A 13,333-nucleotide genomic window follows, 5' to 3' on the forward strand; every position below is an offset into this window, starting at 1 on the left:
GACCCTCCTAATGCCGGATACGCGGATTGATGAAGCCGTAAAGCACATCAACGATGAGGTTGATGATCATGATCATGGCGGCGATCAGCATCAGCCCGCCCTGCACGACCTGATAGTCCCGCTTGAACACGGAATCGACCATCCATTTGCCGATACCCGGCCAGGAGAAGATCGTTTCCGTCAGGATCGCGCCGGCAAGCAGCACGCCGACCTGCAGGCCGATCGTGGTGATGACCGGGATCAGGGCGTTGCGCAGCGCATGCACGCCGATGACCCGGAATGGCGAAAGGCCTTTGGAACGGGCGGTGCGGACATAATCCTCGCCGAGCACTTCCAGCATGGCCGAGCGCGTCTGGCGGGCAATGACCGCAAGCGGAATGGTGGCAAGCACGACGGTGGGCAGGATCAGATAGCTGACGGCCGATCGGAACGCGCCCGCCTGCCCCGAGATCAGGCTGTCGATCAGCATGAAGCCGGTGACCTGCGGGAAGAAATACATCATCGAGATGCGTCCCGAGACCGGCGTCCAGCCGAGATAGCCGGAAAAGAAGATGATGAGAAGCAGGCCCCACCAGAAGATCGGCATGGAATAACCGATGAGGGCGACGCCCATCAGCGACTGGTCGAGCCAGGTCCCCCGCTTGACCGCGGCGACCACGCCGGCGGGAATGCCGAGCAGCACGGCCACGATGATGGCACAGAGCGACAGCTCCAGCGTTGCCGGGAAAAGGTTCATGAAATCGTCGAGAACCGGACGCTTGGTGACGATGGATGAGCCGAAATCACCCGTCACGAGACCGCCGAGATAATCGAAATATTGCACATACATCGGCCGGTCGAGGCCGAGCTGGTGCATGAGTTCGGTGTGGCGTTCCGGAGCCATGACGCGCTCACCCGACATCAACATGACGGGATCGCCCGGCAGAAGTCGAATGAAGGAGAACGCGATCAGCGACACCCCGAGGAACGTGGGTATCAGGACGGCGAGCCGTCCGAAGATAAAGCGCAACATGGGAGCCAATCCCTTCTTTCTTTGAAAAACCGACGGCCCGAATGTCTTCGAGCCGCCGGCCATTGCACGCTCTTTGCGGCGTGCCTTTGTTTTTTCAGCCGATCTTATTCGGCGATGTCAACGCCTTCGAAGACGAAGTCGCCGAGCGGGGACTGGACGAAGCCGGACACCTTCTTGCTCATCGGAACGACGGCGAGCGAGTGGTCGAGCGTGTTCCAGGGCGCTTCCTTCTTGAAGACAAGCTGTGCTTCTTCATAGAGCTTCGTGCGCTCGGCAACGTCGGACGTTTCCTTCGCCTTCGTTACCAGATCGTCGAACTCCTTGTTGCACCACTGCGCACGGTTGTTGCCGCCGACAGCGTCGCAACCGAGCAGCGTGTCCAGGAAGTTGTCCGGATCGCCATTGTCGCCGGTCCAGCCCAGGATGGCCGCACCGTCGCGGTCCTTGGCAGAGGAGAGCTTCAAATATTCGGCCCATTCGTAGGAGACGATTTCGGCGGTGACGCCGATCTTGGCGAGGTCGGACTGCATCAGTTCCGCTGCACGGCGGGCGTTCAGCATGTAGGGACGCGCAACCGGCATTGCCCAGATCTTCATCTTCAGATCCTTGACGCCAGCGTCTTCAAGCATCTTCTTGGCGACTTCCGGATCGTACTTGTCGTCTTCGACCTTGTCGTTATAGGACCACATTGTCGGCGGGATCGGGTTCTTGGCAACCGTTGCGGCACCCTGGAACACGGCATCGACGATGGCCTGCTTGTTGACAGCCATGTTGAGGGCCTTGCGGACTTCAACCTTGTCGAACGGCGCAACGAGCGTGTTGTAGGCAAGGTAGGAAACGTTGAGGCCGGCCTGTTCGGAGATGTTCAGGTTCGGATCAGCCTTCAGTTCGGCAACGTCGGCAGCGTTCGGGTAGGACATCAGGTGGCATTCGCCAGCCTTCAGCTTCTGGGCGCGAACGGCGGCATCCGTGGTGATTGCGAAGACCAGATCGTCGATCTTCTGCTTGCCACCCCAGTAGTCGGGGTTTGCCTTGTAGCGGATGGCGGCATCCGGCTGATAGGCGACGAACGTGAACGGACCCGTGCCGAGCGGCTGCTGGTTCATCAGTTCCATCTTGCCGTCAGCCTGAAGCTTGTCGGCATATTCCTTCGACAGGATCGAGATGAAGGGCATGCCGAGATTGGCCAGCAAAGGCGCTTCCGGACGCTTCAGCACGATCTTGACCGTCAGGTCGTCGACCTTTTCAACCTTTTCGAGCAGGTCCGGCAGGCCCATGCCGGAGAAATATTCCCAGGAGGCGCCGGGAACATACTTATTCCAGGCATTGTCGGCCTTGTACTGGCGCTCGAAGGAGAAGATGACGTCGTCGGCGTTCAGTTCGCGCGTCGGCGTGAAATATTCGGTCGTCTGGAATTTTACGCCCGGGCGCAGCTTGAAGGTATATTCCTTGCCATCGGCAGAGATTTCCCAGCTTTCAGCCAGCGCAGGCTCGATTTCCGTCGTGCCGCGCTTGAATTCCACCAGCCGGTTGTAAACCGTGTGCGCAGCCGCGTCGAAAGTCTGACCGCCGGTGTAGAGGCCAGGGTCGAAGCCTTCCGGCGACGCTTCCGAGCAGTAGACGAAGGTCTTCGACCATGCAGAACCGGCCATCAATGTGGCAATCGCGGTTGCTGCGATGAGGGTAGAGAGCTTTTTCATGAATTTGCTTCCCAGATTTGTTCTTGTTCTCGTATTTTTCTGACGCAGAAGCCGTTTTTTCCGGTCAAGGCCGGATGGAACGACATTTGATCACGCAATGCAATAAGCGACCCGAAAAATTTGTCCAATTGGAAAATTCTCCCAAGTGCGACATTGCCGCAGGCTATACACGACTTTTTTTCAGCCATCCAACGCGAAAACCCGAATCGATTTCGTTTCAGTGTCAAAGTCAATCCCAAATTGCACGGATAGCGCCAGAGGCGGCGGCATGGCATAAGGCCCGTGCGGGGTGGGGAGGACTGTCCGGCTTTTATCTGCCAGGCGGGGATGAGATGAAAGCAACCATGGCCAGTCCTCCCCCTCGCCCCAGCGCTGCGGCCTTGCTGCCGTCGGCCTCAAAACTGCCCCTACCCTCAAAACCGCAAGTAACTCGCCTTTTCCGTTCCGGTGCGGTTGCTTATCGAGAATCGCACGTTAAAATAGCAGTCGCGGAATACGTGGGGGACGGCCGCGACGTGACGACCGATTTAAAAAGCCACCGGCAAACCTATTATGACAACGATTTGGAGAAGGCTCTCAATCGGGTCGATTTCTTTCGAATTTTCCACACGATGGCGCTGCGCTTCGGTTTCAACCATTTCGGCATCCTGCAGCTTGGCAACGAGGGCGATGCTTGCACGCTGACCAACCGGCTGGCGCTGCACGATCTTCCCTCGGGCCTTGCCGACGCCTATGACAAGCGCCACCGCTTCGGCGATTCCGCCGTTTTCAAGAGCCTGCACACGTCCTCCATTCCTTCCATCTGGAAAGCCCAGGACCCGCATCCGGGACATGGCGGCAATCTGCTCGGGCAACTCGGCTTCGACATGCTGGTCTGTATCCCGGTCGCCAGCATCAACGGCGCCCGCTATGCCGTGCTGTTTCTGGGCGACAGCGACGACATGGAACGGCAGGCGCATTATGCGCTGTGCTACGATGCCATCTGCGCGTTCGACTATTTCTACCGGCTGGTTCTGTCCAACAAGGTTGGGCTTGGGCTGACCCCGCGGGAAACGGAAATCCTGCGCTGGATATCGCATGGCAAGACGGCGAGCGAGATCGCCCTGATCGTCTCGGTCTCCGAACACACGGTCAATTCGCATACCGCGACGATCCTGAAAAAGCTCGACGTCGTCAACAGAACCCAGATGGTGGCGAAAGCGATCCGCGAGCAGATTATTCAATAACGCCTTTGCGCCTTCGCATACTGCATAGAGCAACGCAATTTCATTAAGCCATTCACCAAGCGAAACCGCCCGATGACCCACACGATCCATATCCTGCTCGTTGACGACGATCCGGCCGAAAACCTGATCATGCGCGGCGTGATGAAAAAGGTCTTGAGCCTGCAGATTAAGCTGCACTATTGCCAGACGATTGGTGCTGCGCTGGACTTCATCGCGTCGGGCACGCCGGTTTCGATGGTGCTGATGGACAACCGGCTCCAGCAATGCGATTTTCGCGAGACGGTGCCGATCCTGCGCCAGAATGGCTATATCGGCCCGATCGGCGTGATTTCCTCGTCGCTCGCCGATCCCTATTTTCAGAAATTCGAGGAATACGGCGCCGATTTCCGCATCGACAAGGGCGAACTCGATCCAACTGCCGTGGAGTTCATCCTGCGCGAATATGTGGCCAAAGGCTAGCCAGCAAAATTGCTGAACCCACCGTCATTCCTGTGCTCGTCAGAGGAATCCAGTCCACTCAAGTCCTTGAGCTGAAAGAGCCTTTTGACCCGACGGACGCCGGGTCGCTAGATCCCCGCCACAGGGGCAGGGATGACGGAGAGTGGTATATCGCTCCCGTAAGACATTCTGAGTAGGCTTTAGGCCGCTGCAGTCTTTGGATGGGTGAGCTGGTCGAGGCCGAGCAGGAAGTTGATCTGCGGCCGGGCCTTCACCAGGTCGTCGATCGAATATTGCTGCAGGACTTCGAAAAACGCGTTCAGCGCCTTGCGCAAGGCGGAGTTCAGACCGCAGCTGTCGACCAGCGGACAATCGATCTCGCCGGCTTCGAAACATTCCGCCATGGCAAAGCTGTCTTCCGTGACCTTGACGATATCGAACAGGCTGATATCTGCAGCCGGCTTGGGCAGGCGCACGCCGCCATTGCGGCCACGAACGGTCTCGACAAGGCCGGCCTTGTTGAGCGGCTGCAGGATCTTGAAAAGGAAAAGCTCGGACACACCATAGGCCTTGGCGATTTCCGGAATGCGGCTGAGATGGCCGTCATTGGCAGCGCAATACATGAGCATGCGGACTGCGTAGTTCGTTTGCTTCGTCAGACGCATTATCGACTCCAGGCTTCGATCGTTCGGCGCCACCGGGTTTGCATAAACCCCGTGAGCCCGCAATGGCACTCAAGATATCGTGGCAGCCTCGCCGATTCGACAGGCGCTCCACCTTCTGCTTCACATATAGGACGTCTGATAGTTTGGAACAATTCCAAAAAGCAGAAAAATCATCTCGAATTGATCATGATCAGCTTCTGTCGCGCTGTCCACCCTTCAGACGGGAAAAGTTGAAGTACCAGCTCAAGTTTAGATGGATTTTTGTGCTTGCGGGCTAATTTTGCGCCGGTTTTTCCCGCAATTGCGCCTCATAATCCAGGATCGCCTTGCGGCGTTCTGGCGTGCCCGGATGGGTCGAGAGGATATTGGTCGCGGATGTGTCGCCGAGTTTCGCCTCGATGATCTCGAAGAAACGCGCGATGGCCGTCGGGTCGTAACCGGCTTTCTGCATCAGCTCGACCGAATGGCGGTCGGCCGCCGCTTCCGCATCGCGCGAATAGGAGAGCGCCAGAAGGCCGCCGCCCTGAACCAGCAGGTCCTCGACGCTATCGCCGACATCGCCGGCAATCAGCATGATCAGACCGGCCATGCCTGCAGCCCTGTAAATCTGGCGCAGGCTGTGTTCCAGCTCAACATGGCCGATCTCGTGCGCCAGAACGCCGATGAGCATTTCGGTATCGCCGCCGGCAAGATCGACCAGTTCGTCGGTGATGATCAGCGTGCCATCCGGCAGCGCGAATGCATTCGGGCCGATCGTTCCGCCCTTTCGGAAATTCAGCGTATAGGCAGAGGAACCGTGGTCGGAGTTCAGCGCGATGCGGGCAAAACCATCGGAAATCGCCCGCCGCTTCGCCTCGTCCAGCTTGGTTTCGCTCAGCACCGTGCGGTCCAGCGTTTCGAGCGTGCTGATCGACATCAGGCGCGGCACGACCGGCGGCGTGACGGCGACGGCGACTTCCACCAGAACCGGAAGCGCATAACGGTAGACCAGGCCTGACAGCAGGAAGACCGCGAGCACAAAGATGACAAGCCGCGGGTGAAAGCGTTCGAGGCGATGAATAATCCCTGCCCGCTTGCGCCCATGGACGCGCTGCAGCGTGTCGATCGCGGCATTATCCGTGGTTTCAAACAGCGAACCATCGGCAAACCCGATACGGCGCGGGATCGAGCCGACCCTTGGCGAGATATCGAGAGTTAAGAAGACCGAGGATGCAAGCTCGGTTCCATCCTGTGCGACAGCCCGGACCTGCCCATCCCTTTCGACCAGGAGGGACGGGACGGAGCGGCTGGAATCCAGGGGATGCCAGTCGCCGCGGCAGACCGGCTTTTCATCAGAAGCCAAAGTCAAAGCCCTCGAACTCCATGAACTCCGCACCCACGGCGGTTCCCTCCTGCCCGGTTGCCGCCAGGATTTCGCCGACATCGCCGTCGAAACGGATCGCCGTGTGCTCATTAACGTACCGCGCCATGCGCACTGCGGCCCAGGGGCGCATCAGGCCGAGCGTCAGGACGGTCACGGCCACATTCGACAGGGCAATCCACACATAGCGGAAACGCGAGAGATCGCTTTTCAGCGCATGCCGGCCATCGAAACGGGTCGCCGACCAGGCGATGTTGCGCACGCCGGCGCGGTAAAACAGTGCGGCAATACCAAAAGACAGAAGCACTGTGAGATAGGCTATCACGCCCAGGACGAACATCGAGGCCTGGAAGCCCGGCGGCAGGGCGTCGGGATTGTTGATCAGGGCCATGATTAGGGACAGGTTGGCCAGCGCTGCGACAGCGATGATGAGCAAGCCGAGAACGATGATCAACGCCGAGAAGAACCAGGTCTTATAGATCGGCCCGAGCTTCGGGTCCGCCGCAAAGGCGCGGCCGCCATAGCGCAGATTGTTGGCGAGGTAACGGTACATCCAGCGGCTGGCAAGCGGCGCCAGGAGGCCGAGCGACAGCACCGCGATGACCGGACCGGCCATGAAGGCGACGAACGCGCCGCCCATCCGGCCAACGAAGTCGAAACGCACATTGCGATAGCTGGTGACCCGGGCGCTGAAGCGCAGGCCGCGCATGATCAGCCACGGAAAGAAGCACAGCACGACCAGAAAGAGCAGAAGACCAGCAATCGGCAGCACCGCCAGGACGATATTGTAGACCACCAGATAGCCAAGGACGATCAGGCGCCCGATGAGAATCTGCTTGCCCTTGGCATGATATTCGAAGGCGCGGCCGAGCAGCACCGTGTTGCCATAGAAATAGCGGTTGCGGCGCACCTTCGCCCAGGCCGAATAGATACCGAGCGTGACGATGGTCAACAGGATGTTGACGATCCAGATACCGAAATATTCCGCGGCATTTCCGGTAAACGACAACCGGTGGAATTCCTGCGATGCGGCCGGTACCGGCGCCGTGTCGAGTGTGCTCATCATTGTCCCTCTTGCCTGTCATGACTGCAATGCGGGAACGTTCGTCTATCCCCCGATATTCGCCCGCCCCGGACGAAGACTTAGACTGTCATGCCCACAGGTCAACCGCACCCTTGCAGGCGGACAAAAAAAGGGCCTCCGCAAGGAGGCCCAATCGGGGAAAATAATCGTTACTTCATCGTCGGCATGACGAATTCGGCACCGTCCTTGATGCCCGACGGCCAGCGCGAGGTGATCGTCTTTGTCTTGGTCCAGAACTTGATCGAGTCCGTGCCGTGCTGGTTGAGATCGCCGAAGGACGAGGACTTCCAGCCGCCGAAGGAATGATAGGCCAGCGGAACCGGGATCGGAACGTTGACGCCGACCATGCCGATATTGATGCGGGACGCGAAATCACGGGCAGCGTCGCCGTCGCGGGTATAGATCGCAACGCCGTTGCCATATTCATGCTTCATCGGCAGATCAAGGGCTTCCTCATAGGTCTTGGCGCGCACGACCGAGAGAACGGGGCCGAAAATCTCCTGCTTGTAGATATCCATGTCCGGGGTGACGTTGTCGAACAGGCAACCGCCAACGAAATGGCCGTTTTCATAGCCCTGCAGCTTGAAATCGCGGCCATCGACGACGAGGTTTGCGCCCTCTTCGACACCCTTGTTGATCAGGCCGAGAATACGCTCCTTGGCTTCCTTGGTGACGACGGGGCCCATATCGGCCTTCTCGTCGGTATAGGGGCCGATGCGCAGGCTCTCCACCATTGGGGTCAGCTTTTCAATCAGGCGGTCGGCGGTTTCCTTGCCGACCGGGACGGCAACCGAGATCGCCATGCAGCGTTCGCCGGCCGAGCCGTAGCCGGCACCCATCAGGGCGTTGGCGGCCTGGTCGAGATCGGCATCCGGCATGATAATCATGTGGTTCTTGGCGCCGCCGAAGCACTGGGCGCGCTTGCCGTTCATGGCAGCCGTGCCGTAGACATAACGGGCAATCGGGGTCGAGCCGACGAAGGATACGGCGGAAATGTCGGGATGCGTCAGGATCGCATCGACCGCACCCTTGTCGCCGTTGACGACGTTCAGGATACCGGCCGGCAGACCGGCTTCGATCATCAGTTCAGCCAGGCGGATCGGCACGGACGGATCGCGCTCGGACGGCTTCAGGATGAAGGCGTTGCCGCAGGCGATCGCCGGGGCAAACATCCACATCGGGATCATGGCCGGGAAATTGAACGGCGTGATGCCGGCGCCGATGCCGACGGCCTGGCGGATCGAATACATGTCGATATTCGGACCCGCACCTTCGGTAAACTCGCTCTTGGAAAGATGCGGAATGCCGATGACGAATTCGCAGACTTCCAGACCGCGAATGACGTCGCCCTTGGCATCCTCGATGGTCTTGCCATGTTCGCGCGACAGCATCTCAGCCAGTTCGTCCATGTTCTCATTCAAGAGCTGAACAAACTTCATGAACACGCGGGCGCGGCGCTGCGGGTTGGTGGCAGCCCATTTCGGCTGCGCAGCCTTGGCGTTCTGAACGGCCGCGTCCATTTCCGCGTCGCTGGCCAGCGCCACAGTTGCCTGAACTTCGCCGGTTGCCGGATTGAAAACATTGCTGGTGCGGCCGCTGGTGCCTGCAACACGGGTGCCGCCAATGAAATGACCGATCTCGTACATGGTGATCCTCCTGATCTTGATTATGGCGGGAGTGTCGCACTACAATATGCACAAATCAACGCGCGATATTCAGGAACCGTTGTGCAGAAATTGATGCTCGCTGTGAATTTTCTCTTCTCCCCGGCGGGGAGAAGGTGGCGCGTAGCGCCGGATGAGGGGGCCGCAGCCGCAGAGTTTGACGCACCACCCCCTCATCGCCTCGCCTTGCTCGGCACTTCTCCCCGCAGGGGAGAAGCGAAAATCGCACCATGAACTGGGATGACGTGCGCATGTTCCTGGCGGTGGCGCGCAGCGGCCAGATCCTGTCGGCATCCAAGCGGCTGGGCGTCAATCATGCGACCTTGAGCCGCCGCGTCACGGCCCTGGAGGAATCGTTGAAGACCCGGCTGTTGATCCGCCGTACCAACGGCTGCGACCTGACGGCCGAGGGCGAGATCTTTTTGCATGCGGCCGAGCGGATGGAAACCGAGATGCTGGCGGCGCAGGCGCAGATCGGCCGGATCGACACCGCTGTTGCCGGTACCGTGCGGGTCGGTGCGCCCGATGGATTTGGGGTCTCGTTCCTTGCCCCGCGCCTTGGCAAGCTCACCGCCCGGTTTCCCGAATTGCGCATTCAACTCGTGCCGGTGCCGCGCTCCTTTTCGCTGTCGCAGCGCGAAGCCGATATCGCCATCACCCTTGAGCGGCCGGAACAGGGCCGGCTGATCTCGTCAAAACTGACGGATTACACGCTGGGGCTCTATGCCTCAAAGGAATACCTGTCATCCTACGGCGCGCCTGAGAGCGTGGAGGACCTGAAGCGCCATCGCCGCATCGGCTATGTCGAGGACCTGATCTTCACCGCATCACTGAATTTTACCGGCGAGGTGATGCGCAGCTGGGACGCCTCCTTCGAGATTTCGAGTGCGACGGGCCAGACCGAGGCGGTGCGCTCCAGCGCCGGGATCGGCATCCTGCACAATTATATCGCGCGGCAATATCCAGAACTGATCCGCATCCTGCCCGGCACGACGATCCGGCGGGCCTACTGGACCACCTATCACGAAAGCGCCCGCGACCTCGTCCGCGTCCGCACCGTCGCCGATTTCCTGCAGGAGCTGGTGACGGAAGAACACGGCATCTTCATCTGAGCCCTATTGCGCTGCGGATGCGACGCTTGCAGGCAGCGGCACGAAGGAGGGCTTTGTTGCAGCTCTGGACACATCATGCCGCATGCCATGCGGTTCCGTCTCTGCCGCAGCCATGCTCGCCGCCTCGCCCGGCATCGGGACTTTCACGGCATTCACGATGGTCTTTTCAGCCTTTTCGGGCGCCTCGGTCCTCCCGGCCTGCACCACCACCTCTTCAGCGGCTGCGGGCCGTCTTGCCCGGCGTACCGGTGGGGCAATGGCCGTGACAGTTTCAGCGGATTGCACGTCTGCTTGAGCAAACGGGCTGACGAGAGGCGCCTGCGAAAACGCGGCCGGAGCGGCGGCATAGCCCAGAGCGCGCGCGTTATGCGCGGATGCCGCATTGATCCGCAACCCTTGCATCATCGCGACGATCCGGTCGGCTGCGATCGCGGGGCTGCAATAGCGCATGCGGATCTGCGCGGCAGCGGCCGCACCCAGCCGCCCGCCGTCATACGGATTGATGTTGCGCGCAAACTGCCACGCGTAAACACAGCCGCCGCCCTTGCCGATACTACCGGTCGCGTAGCCGAACACACCATAGGCATTGTCTGCGATCACCGGGCTGATCCGCATCTTGACGCCTGCGAGCGCGCTTCGCATCTCAGCCTCGACCTGCGACCGCGACGGCGCGCCATTGCTGCGCTTGATCTTTGCGGACGAACCGGTGCTCACGCTCAGCATGTTTTCGCCGGCCAGGTCCGTCGCATTGGCGTAGACGATCGTCTGCTCGATGTTGCCCTTCGTCCCCGTCTGGCGCACCGTCGTTGCGGCAAGGCCCGGAAGGGCGGCGAGCGCGTATTCGGCAGGAACGGTGGTGGCGAGCGACGGCCAGTTGCTTTCCACGGCCCCGGTCCGCAAAAAGGGATCATCGACGACCGAGGTGCAAGAGGCGAGCATCGGGATCATGATCGCGATGGGAACGATTGCTGCAAGGGTTGTTTTCATCGGCCTGAATCCGTCTGGCTAGTGGCGACAAGGCCGCGTCTGACGCCGGCATCGGCGAGGTGATCGTTGAGGCGCTGGAACACCTGTTTGGCGAGCGGCTTGTTGCCGAGATGGTAATAGGCCCAGCCGCGCAACTGGCTGAGATCGGCGGGTTCCGCCACCAGGCTTGCCCGCGCATTCAGCGCATCGAGCGTCATCTGGTATTGTTTGCGATCAAACGCGGCCCGGGCCCGCTGGAAGTAGATTTCCACCCGGATTTCCCGGTCGCGTCCGGCGCTGAGCGGATAGGCCCGGAGGATCGCCTCGGCATCATCGGTCAGGCGGCCACGCAGGAGCGTGAGCGCCGTCCCGTAGGCCGCATCGGCCTGCACCTGTCCGCCAGCGGTCAGGCCCTCGGCAAAGGCTGCGCGCGCCTCGGCCAGCCGGCCAAGGCCGAGATAGCACCAGCCGCCGATCTGCGCCGCATCCGCCGGGAGCTGGCCGCGGCTGCGCAAATCAGCCAGATCGTTGATGCAGGCAGCGTAGCGCTTGGCCTGAAAATTGCGGACATAATTGGCCTGGATCACGCCGCGCGGCTTGATCACGGAAGCCGCCGCCCTGCCCTTCGGCGGCGATGCGGCGCGTATCTCGTTCCAGATATCGGGGTAAGCCGAACCGTATTTCTCCTGCAGCGCGGCAAATTCCGGCTTTTGCGACAGCCGCAAATAAGAGAGCGCCAGACCTTTGACACGCGCCGGTGCCGCCTTCCATTCGACCGCCTTGCGGAACCAGGCGGAGGACGCTTCGTACTGCTTGGAATTATAGGCGTACCAGGCCAGAATTTCGGCATGGTCGGCGTTGAGCGTCTGCAGGATAGTGGTCGAATAGGATGCGACGATCTTTTCGTCGATGACGGCCATATCCGGCTTGGCAAAGCGCAGGGAAAGCGCGTTCATCAGGAATTCCGGATCGCCGGACAGATCCTGCAGGTAGGTGGTTGCCACCTTGTAGGCTTCTTCCTCCAGGTTCTGGGCGGCGAGGCTGAGATAGAGCCCCTTGGCATTGTCAGCATCCGCCTGGATCGCCAGCGCCTTGCCGAACCAGCCGCTGGCAACGGCCGGCTGCTTGATCTTCAGGTAATACCAGCCGAGCAATGCCATATCGCTGGTCTTTGCAGGTGTCGCGGATTTCAGCGGTTCAAGCTGTTCGTCCGCCAGCGGCACGGTCTGTTTGTCATCGGCGTTGAAATCGGCGACCGTCTTGCGCATCAGATCGAAGGCAACCGGCTGCATACCTGCCTGCATCGCCGGCGTCACGGCAAGCTTCTGCATCACGGCCCGGACTTCGGCTGCCGGGAAATCGCGAATCGCCTTTTCCAGCGTCGTCACCAGCACCGCATCGGGCAGGCGCTTTTCGCCCTCGCGCAACAGGATGCCGCGATAGGCGTCTGCGAGCGGCTGTTTCATGCCCGCCTGCGCATAGGCATCGATCAGGGTCCAGAGCAGGTCCACTTCCGTTTCCGTCGCAGGGTCGATACTGCCACCGGCCTGGACCACATCCGTCCAGTTTTTGTCCTTAGCGGCTTCCGTCATCAGCACGCGCTGCTTGCGGCGCGCCAGCTTTTCTGTGAAATCGGCTGTCGGCTGCCAGTCCGGCGTTTCGCTCTTGCGGCGGATGATCTCGGCGTCGATGCCGGTGAAATCGCTGCGGTCGTAAAGTTGCCAAAGCAGCGTCTCGTCGACGCCACGCGCCGATTGCGGCAGGTAGAGGTCCTGCGGCATCTCGAATTGCGGGAATTTCATCCGCAGACGGGCTGCCTCGGCGGCGACCCGTTCGTCCTGTTTCTGTTCGGCGTAATAATAGAGCGCTGCCATTTCGACCTCATCGGGCTGGCTCGCCTTAGCCTGCGATATCCTGGCCGCTTGCGCGGTGTCTGCTGCTGCAGGGTCGATCTGCCCGGCGGCGGCCGATGTCATGACGTCATCGATGATGCGGAAGGAGCCGGCGGCCTGCGTCAGCAATTTCGCCGAATCCTCGGAAAATGCCGCCGTTGGCAACAGCAGGCTCGAGGCTGCCAGAAGGGCGACCCAGTGTTTCTTCATGACG

At 60.4% G+C, this 13,333-nt stretch carries 11 protein-coding genes; 3 read left to right on the forward strand and 8 right to left on the reverse strand.

The features are described from left to right. Window positions 1-7: 7 nt before the first annotated feature. Complete coding sequence (locus PYR65_RS18720) at window positions 8-1,012, reverse strand: ABC transporter permease subunit (protein WP_276119067.1); 1,005 nt, start codon at window positions 1,010-1,012, stop codon at window positions 8-10. A 104-nt stretch (window positions 1,013-1,116) separates the two neighbouring features. Further along, on the reverse strand, window positions 1,117-2,712 hold the full coding sequence (locus tag PYR65_RS18725; RefSeq protein WP_276119068.1) for an ABC transporter substrate-binding protein: 1,596 nt from the start codon (window positions 2,710-2,712) through the stop codon (window positions 1,117-1,119). Window positions 2,713-3,227: 515 nt separating this feature from the next. On the opposite strand from PYR65_RS18725, the gene PYR65_RS18730 reads away from it, so the two are divergent. Both PYR65_RS18730 and PYR65_RS18735 read left to right on the forward strand, forming a co-directional pair. Then, window positions 3,228-3,938, forward strand: a complete 711-nt coding sequence (locus tag PYR65_RS18730; RefSeq protein WP_276119069.1) for a helix-turn-helix domain-containing protein — start codon at window positions 3,228-3,230, stop codon at window positions 3,936-3,938. A gap of 72 nt (window positions 3,939-4,010) precedes the next feature. Further along, window positions 4,011-4,397 (forward strand): response regulator, encoded by a 387-nt coding sequence (locus PYR65_RS18735; protein ID WP_060635954.1) that lies wholly within the window; start codon window positions 4,011-4,013, stop codon window positions 4,395-4,397. Window positions 4,398-4,576: 179 nt separating this feature from the next. On the opposite strand, the gene rirA is transcribed toward PYR65_RS18735, so the two are convergent. The 4 genes from rirA to PYR65_RS18755 form a co-directional block, all read right to left on the reverse strand. After that, on the reverse strand, window positions 4,577-5,041 hold the full coding sequence (gene rirA, locus PYR65_RS18740; RefSeq protein WP_060635955.1) for an iron-responsive transcriptional regulator RirA: 465 nt from the start codon (window positions 5,039-5,041) through the stop codon (window positions 4,577-4,579). 274 nt (window positions 5,042-5,315) lie between these two features. After that, complete coding sequence (locus tag PYR65_RS18745) at window positions 5,316-6,383, reverse strand: M48 family metallopeptidase (RefSeq protein WP_276121103.1); 1,068 nt, start codon at window positions 6,381-6,383, stop codon at window positions 5,316-5,318. Further along, complete coding sequence (locus PYR65_RS18750; RefSeq protein ID WP_276121104.1) at window positions 6,373-7,464, reverse strand: YjgN family protein; 1,092 nt, start codon at window positions 7,462-7,464, stop codon at window positions 6,373-6,375. Before PYR65_RS18750 ends, PYR65_RS18745 begins: the two co-directional genes overlap by 11 nt. A 170-nt stretch (window positions 7,465-7,634) precedes the next feature. Continuing rightward, window positions 7,635-9,131, reverse strand: coding sequence for a CoA-acylating methylmalonate-semialdehyde dehydrogenase (locus PYR65_RS18755; protein WP_276119070.1), 1,497 nt, complete (start codon window positions 9,129-9,131; stop codon window positions 7,635-7,637). Between the two features lie 248 nt (window positions 9,132-9,379). Here PYR65_RS18755 and PYR65_RS18760 point away from each other — a divergent pair, with 248 nt between their 5' ends. After that, a complete protein-coding gene (locus tag PYR65_RS18760; RefSeq protein ID WP_276119071.1) occupies window positions 9,380-10,261 on the forward strand; it encodes a LysR family transcriptional regulator in 882 nt (293 codons plus the stop codon). A 3-nt stretch (window positions 10,262-10,264) separates the two neighbouring features. On the opposite strand, the gene bcsN is transcribed toward PYR65_RS18760, so the two are convergent. Both bcsN and PYR65_RS18770 read right to left on the reverse strand, forming a co-directional pair. Further along, a complete protein-coding gene (gene bcsN / locus PYR65_RS18765; protein WP_276119072.1) occupies window positions 10,265-11,248 on the reverse strand; it encodes a cellulose biosynthesis protein BcsN in 984 nt (327 codons plus the stop codon). Continuing rightward, window positions 11,245-13,329 (reverse strand): bacterial transcriptional activator domain-containing protein, encoded by a 2,085-nt coding sequence (locus PYR65_RS18770; RefSeq protein ID WP_276119073.1) that lies wholly within the window; start codon window positions 13,327-13,329, stop codon window positions 11,245-11,247. Before PYR65_RS18770 ends, bcsN begins: the two co-directional genes overlap by 4 nt. Window positions 13,330-13,333 lie beyond the last annotated feature (4 nt).

Source organism: Pararhizobium qamdonense (assembly GCF_029277445.1).
Taxonomy (GTDB): Bacteria; Pseudomonadota; Alphaproteobacteria; order Rhizobiales; family Rhizobiaceae; genus Pararhizobium; species Pararhizobium qamdonense.